The sequence below is a fragment of the Paenibacillus lutrae genome (assembly GCF_009757775.1).
GTDB lineage: Bacteria > Bacillota > Bacilli > Paenibacillales > NBRC-103111 > Paenibacillus_F > Paenibacillus_F lutrae.
In genome coordinates, this window is sequence record NZ_RHLK01000012.1 from 25,773 (window position 1) to 45,249 (window position 19,477).

At 51.9% G+C, this 19,477-nt stretch carries 16 protein-coding genes and 1 riboswitch; of the genes, 10 read left to right on the forward strand and 6 right to left on the reverse strand.

The window, feature by feature from the left end:
• Positions 1-196: 196 nt before the first annotated feature.
• From EDM21_RS17925 to EDM21_RS17935, 3 genes are all read right to left on the reverse strand, one after another.
• The gene (locus tag EDM21_RS17925; protein ID WP_157337732.1) at positions 197-1,783 is read right to left on the reverse strand and encodes an S-layer homology domain-containing protein; all 1,587 of its coding nucleotides are present in this window, start codon (positions 1,781-1,783) and stop codon (positions 197-199) included.
• Between the two features lie 291 nt (positions 1,784-2,074).
• Positions 2,075-3,397, reverse strand: coding sequence for a nucleobase:cation symporter-2 family protein (locus EDM21_RS17930; RefSeq protein WP_157337734.1), 1,323 nt, complete (start codon positions 3,395-3,397; stop codon positions 2,075-2,077).
• Positions 3,381-3,992, reverse strand: a complete 612-nt coding sequence (locus EDM21_RS17935; RefSeq protein WP_166542080.1) for a xanthine phosphoribosyltransferase — start codon at positions 3,990-3,992, stop codon at positions 3,381-3,383. Before EDM21_RS17935 ends, EDM21_RS17930 begins: the two co-directional genes overlap by 17 nt.
• A gap of 182 nt (positions 3,993-4,174) precedes the next feature.
• Positions 4,175-4,275, reverse strand: a riboswitch (purine riboswitch).
• A gap of 463 nt (positions 4,276-4,738) precedes the next feature.
• On the opposite strand from EDM21_RS17935, the gene EDM21_RS17940 reads away from it, so the two are divergent.
• The gene (locus EDM21_RS17940; protein WP_157337736.1) at positions 4,739-6,217 is read left to right on the forward strand and encodes a methyl-accepting chemotaxis protein; all 1,479 of its coding nucleotides are present in this window, start codon (positions 4,739-4,741) and stop codon (positions 6,215-6,217) included.
• Positions 6,218-6,314: 97 nt separating this feature from the next.
• On the opposite strand, the gene EDM21_RS17945 is transcribed toward EDM21_RS17940, so the two are convergent.
• Both EDM21_RS17945 and EDM21_RS17950 read right to left on the reverse strand, forming a co-directional pair.
• Entirely contained in the window at positions 6,315-6,971 is a 657-nt protein-coding gene (locus tag EDM21_RS17945) for a thiamine diphosphokinase (protein ID WP_338044015.1), read from the reverse strand.
• A 162-nt stretch (positions 6,972-7,133) separates the two neighbouring features.
• Complete coding sequence (locus EDM21_RS17950; RefSeq protein ID WP_157337740.1) at positions 7,134-7,373, reverse strand: hypothetical protein; 240 nt, start codon at positions 7,371-7,373, stop codon at positions 7,134-7,136.
• Positions 7,374-7,609: 236 nt separating this feature from the next.
• On the opposite strand from EDM21_RS17950, the gene EDM21_RS17955 reads away from it, so the two are divergent.
• Entirely contained in the window at positions 7,610-9,454 is a 1,845-nt protein-coding gene (locus EDM21_RS17955; protein ID WP_235918263.1) for an ATP-binding protein, read from the forward strand.
• A gap of 73 nt (positions 9,455-9,527) precedes the next feature.
• Here EDM21_RS17955 and EDM21_RS17960 read toward each other — a convergent pair whose 3' ends face one another.
• On the reverse strand, positions 9,528-10,226 hold the full coding sequence (locus EDM21_RS17960) for a response regulator transcription factor (protein WP_157337742.1): 699 nt from the start codon (positions 10,224-10,226) through the stop codon (positions 9,528-9,530).
• A gap of 225 nt (positions 10,227-10,451) precedes the next feature.
• Here EDM21_RS17960 and EDM21_RS17965 point away from each other — a divergent pair, with 225 nt between their 5' ends.
• From EDM21_RS17965 to EDM21_RS18000, 8 genes are all read left to right on the forward strand, one after another.
• The gene (locus EDM21_RS17965; RefSeq protein ID WP_157337744.1) at positions 10,452-11,267 is read left to right on the forward strand and encodes a glycosyltransferase family 2 protein; all 816 of its coding nucleotides are present in this window, start codon (positions 10,452-10,454) and stop codon (positions 11,265-11,267) included.
• 209 nt (positions 11,268-11,476) lie between these two features.
• Positions 11,477-12,646, forward strand: coding sequence for an MGDG synthase family glycosyltransferase (locus EDM21_RS17970; protein ID WP_157337746.1), 1,170 nt, complete (start codon positions 11,477-11,479; stop codon positions 12,644-12,646).
• A gap of 70 nt (positions 12,647-12,716) precedes the next feature.
• Positions 12,717-13,925 (forward strand): MGDG synthase family glycosyltransferase, encoded by a 1,209-nt coding sequence (locus EDM21_RS17975; RefSeq protein ID WP_166542081.1) that lies wholly within the window; start codon positions 12,717-12,719, stop codon positions 13,923-13,925.
• 83 nt (positions 13,926-14,008) lie between these two features.
• Positions 14,009-15,514 (forward strand): polysaccharide deacetylase family protein, encoded by a 1,506-nt coding sequence (locus EDM21_RS17980; protein WP_157337748.1) that lies wholly within the window; start codon positions 14,009-14,011, stop codon positions 15,512-15,514.
• A 60-nt stretch (positions 15,515-15,574) separates the two neighbouring features.
• Positions 15,575-16,444 carry a glucose PTS transporter transcription antiterminator GlcT gene (gene glcT, locus EDM21_RS17985; RefSeq protein ID WP_338044016.1) on the forward strand — a complete coding sequence of 290 codons (870 nt, stop codon included), beginning with the start codon at positions 15,575-15,577 and terminating at the stop codon, positions 16,442-16,444.
• A 440-nt stretch (positions 16,445-16,884) separates the two neighbouring features.
• Positions 16,885-17,661, forward strand: coding sequence for an ABC transporter ATP-binding protein (locus EDM21_RS17990; protein WP_157337752.1), 777 nt, complete (start codon positions 16,885-16,887; stop codon positions 17,659-17,661).
• 21 nt (positions 17,662-17,682) lie between these two features.
• Positions 17,683-18,546 carry an ABC transporter permease gene (locus EDM21_RS17995; protein WP_157337754.1) on the forward strand — a complete coding sequence of 288 codons (864 nt, stop codon included), beginning with the start codon at positions 17,683-17,685 and terminating at the stop codon, positions 18,544-18,546.
• Positions 18,547-18,562: 16 nt separating this feature from the next.
• A complete protein-coding gene (locus EDM21_RS18000) occupies positions 18,563-19,408 on the forward strand; it encodes an ABC transporter permease (RefSeq protein ID WP_157337756.1) in 846 nt (281 codons plus the stop codon).
• Positions 19,409-19,477 lie beyond the last annotated feature (69 nt).

The window sequence follows — 19,477 nt, forward strand, 5'->3', positions numbered from 1 at the left end:
TCTACGAGCCTTTGCTTGAGGGCTGGGTCGCCGCAGCAAGCATGCTCCTTAGCGGGTATGTTATGCAAGCGGATAATCGACAATCAGGCGCGCTAATCCCCAAAGAAGCCATGAAACCTGTCTGGACGGGTTTCATGGCTTCTTTGTAATGCTGCCGGCTCTTACGTATGAAGTGAGGCATATCCCTATTCGGATTCTATTGATTGGTAAACGTTACGTAAAGATGTGCATTGTAAGACTGCTGACTGGTACGCTTCTCCGGGTTCCGGCTCTGAGTTCGGATGGTCACGGAAGAATTGCCGTCCATTTTGAGCTTCACGGGAAGTTCCTCCTGCCGCAAGAAGGCGGTGCCACTACTCAGCTGCACATATAAATCGACCTTATCCTGAGAAATCAACTGGATAGTCACATATTTAGATCCGTTGTTAGGGAAAGTCTGCTTGAGCTCTCCCTCTCTCTTAAGATCACGGATCGCGCTGGCTCCCGGCGGAGCGATCAGGTTGTTCGTTTCATTGCCGCTGCCTGTACCCTTATCGGGCTTGGTCGTTGGCGGAATCTCATCGTGGAACGAAACGTGCAGGGAGGCAGGGTACGTGCTTAGCGGCGATCTTTTCTCCGGGTTGCGGCTTTGCGATTTGATGCCGATTTGCGCCGCACGGTCCACTTGGATATACCGGGGCAGTTCTTCCTGCCTCAGAAAAGCAATATCTCCGTTCATGTAGAGGTACAGATCGACCGCATCCTTGGAGGTAAGCTCCAGTTTCATATATTTCTTACCGCCGGGATATACAATCGTATTGAATTCTCCTTCCCGCTGAAGATCGCGGCTGTACGGCCCGGTTCCCTCGGCAGCTTCGCCAGGCTTCGGTGCGGGCATGGGAACAGGCCGCAGGATATCGGAAGGATTGATGCTGGAATACTCGTGCAGGACGCCTTCGGTTTTGAGATGATCGAGTAGGCGGTGAAGAACCGTTACGGCTTCTGCACGTGTCAGCTTCGCGGACGGATAGAATTTACCGCTTGTGTCCTCCGCTGTAAGGATGCCCGAAGTATGGACATTTAACAGGGCGTCTGCATTCAGAGCGCTGTAATCGTCGTGGCTTGATGAGCATGTGCCGCCCGGCTCTTTGAGCAGAAGAATAGGGAAGATCCCCCCGGGAATTCCGGATTCGTACCGGTCTGTCTTTTCATTATCGCGGAAAGACTCTAAATCGGAATCATTCGTGAAGGTCCGGGTTTCAATATCTTTGAGCTGTCCGAGCTGGGTGCATACATCACTCCGGGTCTCTGTCCATTCTTCAATTCCGTAATAGCCGTGCAGCATGGAGGCCAGGTTAAACCGGCTGAATGTATACTCCGGGTTATACAAATCCTGATTACCGGAACGTGTGACGGTATTGTCGGCTATGCTGACGAAGGAATCGGAGATTTCGCGGTAAGCCCAGTGAGAAGCGGGGACATCCGCATAGGCGTCAATAAAATGGTAGCCTTTAAGCTCCGGACGCAGGCTGGGGCGGTATTTATCGAACAGCCGGTATGTCATAACGGCCCATTCTGTTTTCGTTACGTAACGTCCGGGCTTGAAAGTGCCGTCGGGATAGCCCTGCAGAATGCCTTTCTGCGCCATGAATTTAATGGACTGGACGGCCCAGCCGTATTGGGCACTGTCTACGTCCGGAAAAGGCGTCTCCGTCAATCCGGCTCGTGTAGGTCCGGCATATAGCCCTGAGAACGCTACGAGCAGAACTAATGTTACTGCTAAACGGTGTGTAAACTTCTTCATTCTAAGCTCCTTCCATGTAAGAATTCAGGGAATGCTAAGAAGCTGCCGGCTTATACTCCATCATGCAGTCTCCACATTAAGGATATTATCGGCTTCTAACCGCCTAAATTTTAGTAAATGACCCAAGGGCTCCTGAATGAGACGGAGACCAGGCACCGGATAAAGGAGTACTAAATCAAGCAGAGTCAGCAATAGAATGCCTGAGCGGGCAAAAGAAAAACAACGCCCGGATTGCGGACGCTGTTTATTTTTGTTGTACAGGATGCAAGGATGAGAGGTGACCGTCCTGAGCTATACCCCGAGTTCAGGGGTTTCTTTGGCGGCGGATGGCTGGACTTGAACATCATGCTCTCGTTTCTTGCCTAACGTGAAAACGACATTGAGCAGGATAGCCGTGAAGCTCCCGGCAACGATCCCGTTGTCTACGAGAATCTGAATGCTCTCCGGCAGTTGGTCGAACAGCGTCGGCGCAACCGTTACGCCAAGCCCCATGCCTACCGAGCATGCGACGATAAGCAGATTCTCATGCTGGTTAAGATCAACGGTACCGAGCATTTTGATGCCGGAGGCTACGACCATTCCGAACATCGCGATTGTCGCTCCGCCGAGTACGGCAGTTGGAACAAGCATGGTCAGTGCGGCGATTTTGGGCACAGATCCGAGCAGAATGAGCATAACGCCCGCGGCCGCAATCACGCTTCTCTTCTTCACTTTTGTGAGCTGGACGAGACCGACATTTTGAGAATAGGTGGTGTAAGGGAACGAGTTGAAAAATCCGCCGATGATGCTTGCAAGACCTTCCGCACGGTATCCGCGGGCGAGGTCACGTTCAGTCAGCTCTCTGTCGCAAATTTTGCTGAGGGCCATGAACACACCCGTAGATTCCATCACGCTGACAATGGCAACGAGAGTCATCGTCAGAATGGCCGGTAGGTGGAAGGTCGGCGCGCCGAAATACAGCGGCTGGACCATATGGAACCACGAAGCGTCGAGGACGCCTTGAAAGCTTACTTTTCCCATAAAAGCGGCTGCTATCGTACCGGCTATGAGTCCGATGAGGATGGAGACGGCACGCAGGAAACCGGTGAAGAAGCGGTTCATGATAATAATGAAAGCAAGGACGCCGAACGATAGCGCGAGGTTCTGCAGGCTGCCGAAATCTTCGCTGCCGGGACCGCCTCCCATATCTTGAATCGCGACCGGAATAAGCGTCAGTCCGATGATGGTAACGACGGAGCCGGTAACCACGGGTGGGAAGAACCGGGCCAGTTTGCCGAATAATCCGCCGAGCAGCAGGATAATAACGCCGGAGGCGATGATCGAGCCGTAGATGGCGGTCATGCCGTATTTATTCCCGATGGCGATCATCGGCGCAACCGCCTGAAACGCACAGCCGAGCATGACGGGCAGCCCGATTCCGAAGAAGCGGTTCCCCCATACCTGCAGCAAAGTGGCGATCCCGCAGGTGAGCAGGTCAATCGAGATGAGGTAGGAAAGCTGCGTCGGCGTCAGCTCCAGCGCCGTGCCTACGATGATCGGTACAATGACCGCACCGGCGTACATGGCCAGGACATGCTGCAGGCCCAGAGAGCCTGTCTTAAACCAGCTGAACATGAGAATCCTCCTCAGCAGCGGGTTCGTTCACGAATTGCAGCTTCTGGTTATCCAGAGAGGCAATCCGTGCCAACGATTCCACCCGGTAACCGGCTTCGCGGAGTTTGTCTGCTCCAGGCTGGAACGACTTCTCGATGACAATTCCGATTCCGGCTACCTGAGCGCCCGCTTTTTTTACGATATTAGCCAGACCAAGCGCAGCTTCTCCGTTAGCCAGGAAATCATCAATGATCAGTACACGATCCTCGGCGGATAAGAATTTGCGCGATACGGTGACCTCATTGGTTTGCTGTTTGGTGTAAGAATATACACTTTGTACATACAAATCATCGGTAAGAGTCAATGATTTATGTTTGCGTCCAAATACGACCGGAACATTCATTTCCAAACCCGCCATAACGGACGGGGCAATCCCGGAAGATTCCAGGGTTAAAATCTTGGTGATGGGGTCTCCCTCAAAGCGGCGCTTGAATTCCTTGCCGATCTCGAGCATCAGAAGAGGATCAATTTGATGGTTCAGAAAAGCATCCACTTTGAGCACTTGGCCGGACAGGACAATTCCTTCTTCGACAATTTTCTTCTTTAACAATTCCACTGTGTCAACCTCCGCGAATGAAAATAAATTGGAAACACCCCAAGAAACTAAAAAAACCCGAATCACTGGCGCAAAGGCCGGTTACTCGAGTGAAAGTCCAAAATTTCGCCAAACGCCAAAAGAAGCTCAGCCGGAAGAGAGACCGAAGTCACAATAATCCGGGGGAACACGCTATGGCGATAGCGAATTTCTCAATCACTCGTAGTCTGATCATTTACGGTGATCAGGTAGAGACTGGCGGGCCTATTCCCGCCTTTATACGAGCTGGCTATTTAATTGACTGGGTATGCGTGTTCCTCATTATACTCCAGACATGTGAGGTTGAAAAGTGGTAAATTGACGAAAAGACGAACTTTTTGGCGATATATGGATAAGTTTGTTCGTCTATACTGCAAAAAAGCTTTTTTTACGAACTACAATCCTAAAATGTGGAAGGGATGCTGCGCAATGGGAGAAGGCGGTCGTGCATCCGGGTAGTGAGAAGGCTGCGCTTGGGACCGGCACGGGACCGGTATGGGACTTTATACCTGGGAGGTGTATTACCATGTTGCCCCGATCACTTTTTTGAGAGAACGCAGGAGCAGAAGTTAAAAGAAGAAAAGTAATAAATAGATAGCCGACTAAACATATGGATTATTTTAACTAAAAATTATAATATCTAACAGTTTCCTGACGGTTTCTTAACACTTTCTCTAACTAAGGGTGGTACAATTGTCCCACTTACCAATGAAGAAGGGGAATTGTTTATGGACTTGATTTCCAGAATTTCAGAGAAAAACACCATTACCCGTAATGCTCTTGTGTTAAAAGCTTTAAGCATCTCGCTGGCACTTTCTATTCTGCTGCTAATGGTTGTTGATATTCCCCTGCTGTCTGCCTTAAGCACGACGGGACTGAGTCTTCTGACGGTGGGACTGGTTTTCTATCTGCACCGTACCGGTAAACACATTTATAAGATTGGCTATATCGCTGTTATCGGTAATGCGCTCACAACTTTTTTTATTCTGATGCAAATGCCCAATGAAACAAACGTGTTCTCGATTTACTTCTTACTTGTAATTGCTCTTGTCTATATGCAAATGCCTGTGCTGCTTACAGGAATGGGGCTTGGACTTATTCTGATGGTCGTTCATCTGTTCGTGTCAGAGACGGGGGCTGCTGTTAACCCTACTATAAAAGGCACCTACTTCTTCTATTTTATTCTTATCTCTGTTCTGTGTCTGGCAATTACGAGAAGCGCCCGGTACCTAGTCGCTGACATTGTTTCAGCGCAGACGGAAGCCGAGAAGATGCTGGCGGAACAAGAACGGCAGGAAAAGCTGCTGAATGAGCAGGTGACGATTATATCAGGGAACATTTCTATGTTGGCGCAAAAAAGCGGGGAAAATAATTTGTCGTTCGACGAAATGAGTCTTGCTTTTCAGGAAATTGCGGAGGGCGCGAATAATCAGATGGAATCCACGCTAAGTATTACGGATTCCATTCAGCATTCCAACGGTATGCTGGATGAAATGTTCGGTAATATGGAGGGCTTGCTCCGTAATATGGAAGCGAGCGGGGAATCCGCCGAAGAAGGCGGGAAGCGGATGGATGAGCTGGCGAGCGTCATCGAACAGTTCAAGGAAATCATCATGGAAATGTCCAAGGACATTCATGCCCTGACAGCGAGGATCGGGGAAGCTTCCGAATTTAACGTTTCTATTCGTGAGATTGCCCAGCAGACGAATCTGCTCTCGCTGAACGCCAGCATCGAGGCAGCCAGAGCGGGCGATGAAGGCCGCGGTTTCGCGGTGGTAGCGAGCGAAATCCGCAAACTCGCGGAGATGTCAGACTACGCGGCGGAGCAGATTTCGCTTAAGCTCGCGGAAGTGAACGGCCAGGCTGTCCAAACCAGCCAGAATATGAACAATGTGGCCCTGCAAATGGATCGCAGCAGTGAAATGACGGCCGCAACGCGCAAGGCATTCGAAGAGCTTCGCGCTTCGATCCGTGAACTGGGTGAACGTACGCGCAGCACCAATGGAATGATCGAGACGATCCGTGAATCGGCCGGATCGATTGAAGAATCGACCAACAATTTCGCTTCCATTACGGAGGAATCTACAGCGGCTCTTCAGGAGCTTTCCGCGACCGTACACTCTCTGCTTAATCAGAACGCTCAGATGGTCGTCCTCATTCAGGAGAATGATACGTCGATCAAAAAACTTTTACGAACCCAAAACTAAATTCGCACGTAGAAAACAGCAGAGACGCGCTCTGCTGTTTTTTTAGTACCATGCGTTATAAATCAGCATGCTGAATTTGAGAATTCACATCCCGGGGTTAATCACGGCTGCGGATCACCAGAAGAAGCCCGGAACGGATCTGAATGATCCCGCGCTTCTCTTCCAGCACGTTGCTGATTCCAAGGGATTGTCCGATGGTGAGTGTGGCCTCCTTAAGCGGGTAGCGGAAACCTGTTAACGTGATACCAGTAACTTCTGTTGTAAGAGGAAGCAGCGAGACGTTGGGATAAGGTCCCGAGGAAATCTCGGTCGTACTGCTTATGACCTCAATTTCATTGTAGGCATCCATAATCCGGGAACGGATCCCGATCTCAGCTCCTTTGCGAAGCAAGTGGATGTTGGCAAGTGTATGGTCCATACGGGTACCCAGAGCTCCGAGCAGAGTGATTTGAGACGGACTGCGTTCAAGCGCCATACTGTAGGCCAGTTCTGTATCCGTCCAATCTTTATCCACCGCATCGCAGGTAATGAACTGATCGCTGCCCGCGCGGATTTCTTCCCGTTCTTCCGGGGTAACGGAATCGAAATCGCCCAGCGCAAGCTGCGGTCTGTATCCGCTGCGGATCAGATGAAGCGCGCCGCGGTCAGCTCCGATTAAATAATCACAGGAGGGATGGAGACCTTCCAGCTGATCATGAGCCCAAGGGCCAATGGAGCCTCCCGTCACAATGACAATATGCTGTTTCTGACTCACGCGAGCTGCTCCTTCCGGACAAACGTTAAGATGAATTCCCATTATAGCATATGGGATGGGCAGCTATCATAACGGTTGAACAGCAAGATTTGGGGCGGATACAGGAGCAAGATCGGATTTTTGGACCATTAAAAAAACGGGCCTCGGAGGCCCGTTCTAATCTTACCGGTCACCCTGCTGAACATGCAGGCGCGGCGGTGTGTTTTCTTGCTGCTGGTGGTCAATTTCCGCTTCATTCATGGAGAAGCCTTTCATTTCCCATGTGGTTCGGCCAAGTACGAGATCGGCAGGGAATGTATCCCCGCGCTTAAGGGTGACTTCACGTCCCGCTTCATCCGCGTACACACCATCTGTTTCAACGGTTTCGCCTGTCATAGGATCCATGCTTTTATCGTTGGACATTCCTTCAATCTCCTTTCTGTTCTCTTATTATGAACTTTTTTTTCGACAAATATTTTGAACGCTAACTGAATTTATTGTCTTAATTTGTCGAAATAGGTTGTAAATTGATAAAAATTTAATGGGGATACAGGAAATTTGGCATGGGGGTCGAAATCAATTCTTTAGTGAAACATCTGCTTACAGAATAACCAGGATATGCCGAAATGTGGCAACAGCTCGGTAAGAGGATAAATACAATGACCAAGAAAAAACATTATATATGGGTAACCGTATTGATCTGGATGCTTATCCATCTATTCGAGGGAAGCACCGCGCTGGCCTATCCCGATGTAATGAATGACCGATTGAATGCACAACCTGTGCTGCTGACGAATTGGGAATATACATGGGATGCCGGCGAAGGAGACTTCTGGTGGAATGCAGTGTCCGACTGGAAGCCTGTGGACAAATTAAAGAATCCTGAGGACCGGATGGGGCGCAAAGATTTATGGCTGCGCGTCCGACTGCCGGATAGCAGTACATTTAGTGACCCGGGCATTCTGATGAAAGGATACGACAATGTCGAAATTTATAATGAACAAGGATTAGTCTACCGGTTCGGTGATTGGAAATCGAGCAAGAAACATCCTTATTACGGAACGCCGGAACGCATCGTCCCCCTGCCGGGCGGGACCCAAGGAATGCTCTATTTCCACCTGAACTCGGGCTCAAGCAACATTGGTATTAAAGAGGGCGTGTTATACGGATCAGAGAGCGGGTTCGTTAAGCAGATGGTCCGCGAAGAGTTCGGACGGGCCGTTCTTGGGGTCACGTATGTCTTAGCGGGCCTTGTTGCCCTATACGTGTACATTGCTTTCCGCGGCAATAAAGTATTTCTTGATTTCAGCTTATTTTCCGCCAGTTTCGGCATTTACAGCATTTGCCGCACCTCTGTAATCTATCTCGTCTTTGATCATCCGGCTCTGCTGACTTATGCCGAACTCGTCTCTCTCTTCGCTGGAGTTATCGGAATTCTTCTGTTCGTGGAGCATTTGCTCGGAGCGGGAAGATTTGAATACATAAGACGTATCTGGCAAATTCATCTGATCTACGCGATCGGAACCATTCTTCTTCATACATGGCAAGTATTCTCGGTCATGGCTATTATCGATATTTATCAGATTGTTCTTCTTTCCACCATGCCGCTTGTTCTTGTGCGTATCGCACAGTGCGCGGTTAAAAGGACCGAGGGGGCAAGGCTGCTGCTTGCCGGTACAATCATCATCTGTCTGGCAGGGGTGCTGGACATTGTCCAATACCGTCTAAGCCTGAGCATGATGTTCGCGCCTCTCACGTACTTGGGGGTATTGGCCTTTATTTTCATGCTCATCATTCTGCTGATCCGCCGGTTTACCGATATGATGCTCCAGGTACGACGCACGGAGAAGCTTTCTCTGGTCGGACAGATGGCTGCCGGAATGGCGCACGAGCTTCGTAATCCGCTGACGATTATTTCGGGGTTCCTGCAGTTATCCCAGAAGCAGGCAGGGAGTGCTTCTTATCTGGGTATGATGAGTTCGGAAGTAAGCCGGATGAATGAGATCATCAGCGACTTCCTGCTGTTATCCAAGCCGGTGAACAGCAGGTTTGACCGCCACCACCTCATGCCGCTGCTTCAAGAAACACTGGAACTGTTTGAGAACCAGTGCAGGGATGCCGGGGTCCGTGTGATTCTGGAGGAAGAAGGCAAAGTGCCGGAGATTGACTGTGATTTTAATCAGCTGAAGCAGGTTTTTATAAATATGGTGAAAAACTCCATTGAAGCGATGCCGGAAGGCGGACAGCTGCAGATCACTTTATCCGTTCTAACCAAGCATCGGGTGCAGATCCGGTTATCGGATCAAGGAAGTGGAATCGATCCTGAGGATCTGGCCCGGATCGGAGAGCCGTTCTTCACAACCAAAGACAACGGGACGGGCCTCGGACTCATGGTCAGCAACAAAATCATTGAGAATCATTCAGGCAAGCTTAATATATCCAGCCGGCCGGGAATAGGGACAACAATTGATGTTATTCTGCCGATCGAAATAAAAACGACGTAACTCCTTAAGAGTTGCGTCGTTTTTATTTGTGTTTTCCATTGTCTCTGATGGTGGAACGGGATGGTGAAGCCAGCTAGAGTGGTGTGCCATGGAACTTATAGCCCACGCCCCGGACCGTAATGATGAAGCGGGGCTCGGAAGGATTCGGCTCAATCTTTTTACGGAGATTGCTAATATGAACGATCAGGGTACGCGGATCCCCGAAGCTCTCCAGGCTCCATACCTGCTCGAAAAGCTGTTCAATGCGGTATACGCGATTCGGGTTCTGTGCAAGCAGACTCAGCAAATCGAATTCTTTGGCGGATAAGGCAATAGGCTGGTCTCTGACTTTAACGATATGACTATGCAGGTCGATTTCCAAGTCTGGAAATTTTAAAATGTGAGGCTCGGTCAACTGACGAGTAGGAGAGCAGCGGCGCAGCAACGATTTGACACGGGCAACGAGCTGCCCGGGACTAAACGGTTTGGTTACATAATCGTCGCCCCCGATACTCAGACCGAGGATAATATCGATATCTTCCGATTTCGCGGATAAAAAGATAATGGGCGTATCATTTGTTTTGCGCAGCTGGCGGCACAGTTCAATCCCGTCTACACCGGGAAGAAGTATGTCCAATAAAATGAGATCAGGTCGTTGTTCGGCCACCATTTGAAGAACATGATCCCCGTGATCGGCCGTGATAATTTCAAAACCTTCGCGGCGGAGATAGAGAGACACGATCTCTAAAATATGGTGATCATCGTCGACAACGAGAATTTTACCTGCATGCATGACGAACCTCCTAGTTGCTGCACGTGCTCAAAAAAAGAAAAAATCCAACCGAACATTCGCGCTCTGTTACTTTTTTCCTAACAAAAAAAGGTTTACACCCTACATTCTATCCTTTTTTTGCCTGAAATGAAAGGAAAAATCCTTCTCTGTGCATAAGATATAGGAAAGGAGAATAGGTAATAAGAACTAGTAACGCGAAGCTAAAACCGGAAGGGTGAATTTCATTTGAATGAGCCGCTTGTATCCATTGTTATTCCTACGTTTAACCGTCCCTTTGTATTATCCGAGCTTCTGGAGACCATTGCCTTGCAGAACTATCCGAATCTGGAGACGCTGATTGTGAATGATGCGGGAGAATCTGTAGATTTTGTCAGAGAAGCTTTCCCGGAACTGAATATTAAGGTATCGGTACAGCTTCGTAATCTCAAGCATGTACACGCCCGGAATTTGGGATGCCGACAGGCCAGGGGGGAGTTCATCATGCTCTGCGATGATGATGACTTACTGACGCCGGGACATATCAGGCGCATGCTGGAGGTTATGGCAGACGGAGCTGACTTGGCTTATTCGGACGCAGAGCTGTTCAACTACCGGGTGGAAGGAAAGGGGCGGGTTCCGGTAAGCCGCAGATTGTTCGCTTATGCGTATGATCCGGCGGAAATGCGCAAGTTTTCTACTTTCATCCCGTCCGGCTGCTTGTACCGCCGTCAGATTCATTCCGTGATCGGAGAATTCGATCCGGATGTGTACCACTACTGGGATTGGGACTTTATCCTGCGGGTCTCTGCTTTATATTCCGTTGTTCGGCTTCCGGTCGCAAGTGTCCTGTATGCCTTCTCCGATCAGGGCGGCAACCTGTCTGCCAACCGGCCTTCGGGCCGGCTGTTTCTGGATAGGCTGGCGGCAAAACACGGCCTCGGGCCCCTGCCCTCCGCCAACTTTGCCACTCTTCTGGATGAGCCTCATATGCAGCAGCGGTCTGCACAATCCTCGGTTATATGGGACGGACTCCCGGTAAAGTCGCGGATAAACAAGGTGTGAAGCCCGGGGGGGGATCCGGGCTGACAACGGCTACAAACTGCTTCCGATTGTTTCAAATTGCCCATAACATCATGAATCGCTGTCATTCAGGGACAAAAGTCACCTGGACCTAAGACTAGGTATAAAACCGCCGGGAGTCGGTTCTGATTCAGCCGCTATGCCGAGTAGAATAGTGACAAGATTACTTGTTACGGAGAGGGTTGCGGGCTATGAATAAGAACGGACATAGAGTATTGATTCTTTCAGGCAGCTATGGGGACGGCCATAAACAGGCTGCGGAAGCGATACGTCGTGAAGTGTTGCATCGTTATCCCGGAGCGGAGACAGTTCTGCTTGATTTTATGGAGTGGACGCATCCTTTTACGAATACAATCGGACGGTATATGTTCTTGAAGGGCCTTCAGACCTTCCCGTCGGCATACGGATACGTGTACAACAAAACACGGGAGGCTAATATGTTCTCTTATATCCTCAAGCGGTTTAACCGGCTCGGCCTCGGCCGTATGCTGAAGCTGCTGCAGGAAGTGGAGCCTACGGTTGTGGTATCGACCTTCCCGCCGGCTGCGGGGGCTATGTCTGCGGTGCGTGCTTACGGGCTGTATGAGGTGCCTACCGTGACTGTCATTACGGATCACACGGACCACAGCTATTGGGTTTACCCGGAGACGGACAAATATTTGGTCGGCTCGGGCACGGTGCTCGAAGGGTTGATACACGCGGGGGTATCACGCGATAAAATCGAAGTCACAGGGATCCCGATCCGTCCGGAGTTTCAAGGGACGTACGAACGGAGCCAGACGAGAATCAAACTAGGTCTGGACCCGGAGATGCCGACCGTCCTGTTCATGGGGGGCGGCTGCGGCATGATGGGAAGTGAGCTGGCCCACCGGCTGGAAGCTGTCGAATCCCTCCCGGTTCGGACACAGCTGATTGTCGTATGCGGCAACAACGAGAAGCTCCGCAGCCAAATCGCCGAGCTGGCGGGACGGACACGGCACCGCATTATCGCTACAGGCTACGTGAACAATGTACACGAATGGATGGCGGCTGCCGATCTGCTCGTTACCAAGCCTGGCGGGCTCACCATATCCGAGGCGATGGCCATGAAGCTGCCGATCGTCATCTATAAAGCTCTGCCGGGACAGGAAGAGGACAACGCCCGTTTCCTGCTCGCCTCGGGTGTCGCGGTAAAGGCGGGGAATATGACAGGCCTTATTAGTCATCTGGACGGATTCCTGAGGAACCCCTCCCTGCTGTCAGCCATGCGCGGCAAGCTGGAAAGCATGGAGCGGATGAACGCTTCTGCGGAGGCGGTGCGGATTATGCTGCAGACAAGGGTACAGCGGCGTTATGCACCTGTTTTACAAGAAATTTGGTGAGCGGAACTATAATATGCATGTAAACTTTGCATAATAACCCTATTCCAAGTACAGGAAGTGTGGGTAGGAAGTGAATTCCGATGCCAAAATTCTGATTTTGTATGCCAGTTACGGCGACGGCCATCTGCAAGTATCCCGCGCGCTTCAGCAGGCTTTTCGTACCCAAGGGGTCCGGAGTGTCGAGATTGTGGATCTATTCTCTCATGCGCATCCGCTCTTCAGCTTTCTGACCCGCCAGCTGTACCTGAAAAGCTCTTCGCTTGGCTTATACGGACTCAGCTATTATTTAACGCAAGATATGCGGCCGGATACTCTCTTGGCCAAATGGCTGCATTCTATCGGAGAACGCAGACTGAGGCAGATGATTCGGGAACGTTGTCCCGATGCGGTCGTGAACACGTTCCCGCTGCAGGGCTCCTCAAGACTAGAGCCGGAAACAGAGCGGGATTTGGAACCGGAGCGGCAACCGGAGAATCGATTGGCCGAAGGGGCGGGATTTCTTGCGGATATGCATGTCCCGACTTTCTCGGTTGTAACGGATTATGATTTGCATGGACGCTGGCTGCACCCGGGGGTCCATCATTATTTTGTGCCGGCGGAGGAATTCAAGACTCAGCTGATTGCCAAAGGCATTGTGCCGGAACGCATTCATGTGAGCGGAATTCCCGTAAGGGCCCCTTTCTGCCATAACCGGAGGGATGGGAGCGTGCTGCCCGGCGAGAACGGTAAAACCGGGGAACCTGTGATTCTTCTGATTGCCGGAGCGTACGGGGTGTTAAAAGGGCTCAGAAGGCTGTGCACCCGCCTGTTAGATAATCACCCTAATGTTCGTATATCGGTAGTCTGCGGCCGTAATGAACGTCTGAAACGTGAATTCAAGAGGCGTTTTGACGGACAAGAACGGGTGCGTATTTACGGATTCGTGGATAATATCCACGAGTTGATGGCCGCTTCCTCGTGCCTGATTACAAAAGCAGGCGGAGTCACGTTATCCGAAGCGCTCGCAATAGGCGTACCGGTCGTGATTTACCGTCCTCACTTAGGCCAGGAGAAAGAGAATGCGGACTTTTTTGTGAAAAAAGCAGCGGCTTTATCTGCATCACGCGCCGATGAGCTGATCCGGCAGGTCGGGCGGATCCTCCGCGCTGAATGGCCCCCGTCCTGTACAGAGCATACTAGGCAGAGTCTGTTAAAAAAGGATGCGGGAGAGACGATTGCTGCTCACATCTTATCAGAGATAGAGCGCCGCTCTAATCCCGCCGAAGAAGGAGCCAGGTGAGAAAAGCGTGATTATGAATCGAAGAAAGCCGCTAAAGTTCCGAATAACGGGGGATTATTCCGGACTTAGCCGTGTATGGAGTCATGTTTGAGCAAGTTTTGTGGATGGTCCTGCTTTTTTGCACGGCTTACACTCTCCTGCCGACCGTTCTGATCCGCAGGTTCGGATTTGGGGTCTACCGCGGCAGAAACGATTGCAGAAGTGCGGCATTGACCTTTGACGACGGCCCCGATCCGCGGTATACACCCCGGCTGCTGGATTTGCTGGCGGCAAGCGGGGCGAGGGCGACTTTCTTCGTGCTTGGAGCCAAGGCGGAGCATCATCCGGAGCTGATCCGCCGGATGCATGAGGAAGGGCATCTCGTCGGCCTGCATAATTATAAACACCATTCCAACGGGCTCATGACCCCGTGGAAGGTGCGCCGGTCTCTGCGTCAATCTGCCGATATTATCGAACGCATCATAGGTACGAGGCCGGTTCACTACCGGCCTCCCTGGGGTGTGTTCAATGTGTTCGATCTTCTGCTGATCCGCCGGTTCCGGATCGTGCTCTGGTCGACAGCCGCTTGTGACTGGCGCAGCTCCGGGGGCAAAGAGAAGATCCTGCTCCGGCTGAGAGGCAGGATTAGAAGCGGTGCGGTCATTCTGCTCCATGACAGCGGGGATACTCTGGGAGCCAACCGGGAGGCCCCGGCGCACATGCTGGAAGCACTCGCCGAAATCCTGGCGGAGGCCCGGCGCAGCGGCCTGTGCTTCGAGCGGGTGGATGAGCAGCTTCGGGGAAGGAGAGCGGATGGTGCCGCGCTGCCGGAGGCTGCGGTGCAGCCAAGCGGGCCGGCGGGCTGCCGCGCCGGCATACACCGGTCCCGGCGGCGTTCCGGGGCGGTGGCGCTCTGGATGCGGTGGGAGCGGATGTTTCACCGGTTGTACCGCGTACGCCCGGCCGATCCGCATCACCGCTTCCTGCATTACCGCCTCCTGACTTATCGTGGTCAGGAGCTGCCTCTGGGGGACGGAGAGAGAATCCGTCCCGGTGATTTGGTGGCGGAGCTGCATCTCGGCAACGAGTGGCTCTGCGAGGCGTGCGCCCGCAGCGGCTCGGTCATGCAACTCGCCGTGCATATGATCCGGTCCATGGAGAGTACGATGCCCGTACTTGCCGGGTGTCTTCTGGGAGAAGACACTCCAGCCCGAATCAAAGGGGTGTACGGCATCTCTATGATCCACCGCGGTACAGAGCGGTTCGGCTTCACCGTGCTGCCTCTGAAGAACGGCTTGTGGCGCTGGGTGACGACCCGTTATTTGCACGTGCTGATGGGTATGCTGCACCCCGGCGGATTCCGCCGTCTGCATACCAATAAGGCCCAGCTGGAGCCGCGGATTATTGCGATGTCTGCGGTACATATGCGGCAGCGCTATGCTTCTGTCACGCCCGTTAAGCAAGCGTGCGGCCTTTTACCTCCCGAAGCTGATCCTTCGGACGATGGCGGTCCTCGATATGAGGGAAAACCGGGAGGAATGATGACGGCGGAAGATGATTTTGCCTATATTCCGGAATGGTCCGATGCCCCTTTACCGCCACTTACTTGAAGCAAGCGCCCTTTTTTAGTAATCTTGAGGAATCAACATGTGGTCCGGAAGAGGTGCGAAGTGAAGAACAGCAGCATAGAAGTGGTTAAGGTGCTGAATAACAACGTGATCATAGCGCTACATCCCGTTTATCAGGAAGTCGTTGTTATCGGCAAGGGGATCGGGTTCAACCGCAAGGCCAAAGATCTAATCCGTTCCGATGCGATTGAGAAGCTGTTTATTCTGACCAACGAAAAGGAGAAAGAGCAGTACCAGCAGCTCATTCCCCAGATTGATGAGAAACTCATCGAGGTCATGAATGAAGTGATCTTATATATTTCGAAGAACGGCGATTCGCAGCTGAATGAACACATCCATATTGCTCTGACTGACCATATCGCTTTCGCCATCAAACGGCTTGAGCAGGGCATCGTGCTGCAGAATCCTTTTTTGCTGGAAACAAGAGAGCTCTATCCCAAGGAATTCGGCATGGCTGAATATGTCATCGGCACGATCAATGAACGAATGAACACGAACCTGCCCGAAGCGGAGGTCGGCTTTGTCACGCTTCATATACACGGCGCCCTGACCAATCGCCCTGTCTCTGAGGTGAATGAATATTCGAGGCTGATCGCGGAGCTGATCGCGCTTATTGAAAGCCGGATGCAGATTACGATTGACCGGAGCACCATTGCGTATTCCCGTCTGCTCCGGCATTTGAGGTTCGCTATCGAAAGGATCCGCCGCAAGGAGAAGGTCAACGAACCGGACAAGCTGGGCGAGCTGCTTAAGCAGCAGTATCCGGAGCTGTACTCGATTGCCTGGACGTTGATGAAGGTCATGCAGCGCAGATTGAAGCAGCCCGTTTACGAAGCGGAAGCGGTCTACTTGACGATGCACCTGCTGCGACTTTTACAGAAAGACGAGGCCCAAGTCACAGACGGGTACTGATTCTGACTTGCGGGCGGCCCCCACGACGGGCTTGTGATGTACGGTTTTTATCAGCACGTCCTTGCTTCTGTTCTCTGAATTTATATGCACATCAGACAAGACGGGTTCTGCGCGGCGGCGCAGAGCTCTTTTTTATTTGTTCATTTTTTGCAAAATAGAGTCTTGACCGATCTTGTACGGGGTGATAATATTTGTCTATTCCTATAAGAATAGTATGAAATAAGTGCTGACTAGTTAACTAGAAGCGCCTGCTTACCGAGTGAATCCCATTCGGCCGGCATGCGCTTTTTCTGTTTTTCCATCCAGATATGCAGGTATCGTTCTACAGGTAACGTTCTATTAGAGCGCTAGAAGCGGTATGGGGAAGCTAAGCCGCGCACACGACCCGGGCAAGATTGTAGCGAAGCTTAAGTAACCGGAATTCAGAGAGGGGAATGAAAATGAGTGCTCCGCTGCTTGAGGTTGGACGATTAAACAAAGTATTCGAGACGAAGAAAGGCAGGGTCCACGCGCTCCACAACATTGACCTGGCCATAAAAGAGGGCGAATTTATTACGGTCATCGGTCCAAGCGGCTGCGGCAAAAGCACCCTGCTCAAAATTGCGGCAGGTCTGGACACGGATTACGAAGGAGAGGTCCGGCTCAGCGGGGAGAAGGTGACAGGTCCGGGGATTGATAAAGGCTTTATATTTCAGGAGCCCAGGCTGTTTCCCTGGTTAACCGTGGAGAAGAACATCGCGGCGGACCTGTCGTTAAAAAAACCGGAAGTCCGCCAGAAGGTGGATAACCTGATTGAACTTGTAAAGCTGACCGGCTTCGAAAAGGCTTATCCCCGCGAATTGTCCGGAGGGATGGCTCAGCGGGTCTCCATTGCAAGAGCACTTCTCCGGAATCCGAAAATCTTGCTGCTGGATGAGCCTTTCGGGGCGCTGGATGCTTTTACGAGAGCGCATATGCAGGAAGTGCTGCTGGATATCTGGCAGGCTAACAAGACGACGATGGTCTTCGTCACTCACGATATTGACGAGGCGATCTTTCTCGCGAACCGGGTCGTCATTCTTAAACCGCGTCCCGGGGCTATCAAGAATATTATCCCTGTTGATCTGCCGTTCCCCCGTAAAAAAGCGAGTACGTCGTTTCAGGAGATCCGCTACAAAATTTTAAGTGAATTTGAGAAGCTTGATGAGCTTGAACTGGTGGAGAGCGCAGGGATTTGAGAACGCTGGGGGTGAAATGGAATGAGCAAACCGCTCGAAGTTCTGGCAGCGGAAGTTTCCGCGGCAGGTAACCCTGCCATACATAGGGGAGGCGGGGCGCATGGAGGAAGTAAGCGCAGGCGGAAGCTGGAATCCCTGTGGATCGGAGCGCTGCTTCCCGTCACCGTGCTGGTCGCCTGGCAGCTGCTGGGAGATGCCGGTTATATCTCCCGGCTGCTTTTTCCGACACCGCTGACGATTGCGAAGTCTTTTCGCACCTTGGTGGAAACGGGCGTGCTTGCCGAGAATTTAGGCATCAGCCTGGTGCGGACAGCGGCCGGGTTCGGGATCGGCGGCGGTGCCGGGCTGCTGCTCGGTTTACTGGTCGGGTTTTTCCGCAGAACGGAAAAACTCCTGGACCCGTCCGTGCAAATGCTCCGGATGATTCCGCATCTTGCAATCGCCCCGCTGCTTATTCTCTGGTTCGGGTTCGGAGAATCCTCCAAGATTCTGCTGATCGCCAAGGGAGCGTTCTTTCCGCTTTATATTCATACTTTTCTCGGGATCCGCGGCGTGGATAAGAAACTGTTCGAGGTAGCCAAGGTGCTCGGCTTCAGTGCCTACAAACAGATCATCCGGCTAGTCCTGCCCGCAGCCCTGCCTCATATCCTGCTTGGCGTGAGGATCTCACTCGGGATCGCGTGGCTGGGGCTTGTAGTAGCCGAATTGATGGGAGCGACATCGGGTCTGGGATATCTGATGTCGGAAGCCCGTCAGGTTAACAAGACATCCGTAGTCTTCGTCGCCATTATCTTATTTGCCCTAATCGGCAAAGCCGCTGATTCACTCGTTCGTCTGCTGGAACGACGTCTGCTCCAGTGGCGGGACAGCTACGAAGGGAAATAAAGGAGAAGATTGACTCATGAGCCATTCAGCCGATGTGCTTCATCATTCATCCGTTCCCGCCAAAGGTGCTGCAAAGGTACGCCAGTGGGCGGCTTTCAGGCAGAAATTTTCGGATTTTGCAGCCGGTGCTCTGGTTCCGGCGCTGCTCCTTATCGTCTGGCAGTTGGCGGGAAACCTGGGACTTATTTCGACGTTCTTTCTGCCCACACCGCTTATGATCGCAGAAGCCTTCAAGAATTTGACTGTAACGGGCGAGCTGTCCGGGCATTTGGGGATTAGTGTAAGCCGGGCCGCCTCGGGTTTCGCGGCGGGAGGCACGCTGGGCCTCCTGCTCGGCATAGCGGCAGGTTACTTCCGCCGGGTAGAGCAAGTGTTTGATCCGACGCTCCAAATGATCCGGCTGGTGCCTCATCTGGCCATTGCGCCCCTGGTCATTCTGTGGTTCGGATTCGGGGAAACATCCAAAATGGTCATTATTGCAAGCGGTGCGTTCTTCCCGCTGTATATCAATACGTTCCTCGGTATCCGCAGCGTAGACAACAAGCTGTTCGAAGTATCTCAAGTTCTGCAGTTCAGCCGCTACAAACAAATGGTCCGGGTTATCCTGCCTTCCTCACTGCCGCAGATTCTGATCGGCCTGAGGCTCTCTCTGGCCGTATCCTGGCTCGGCCTGGTCGTGGCGGAGCTGATCGGCTCCCAATCCGGCATCGGATTCCTCATTAATTTTGCCAAACAGAATTCAACGACGGAAGTTATCTTTGTAGGCGTCCTGCTATTTGCAGTTGTAGGCAAAATCGTGGATTCTTTTGTCCGGATTCTGGAGCACAGGCTGCTTCAGTGGCGGGACAGCTACGAGGGATAAACAGGGTATTTGCGTAATGGCGCTCATCAAATTGGAATCAGATGAGTCGGGCCGAAGGAATGAGAATTG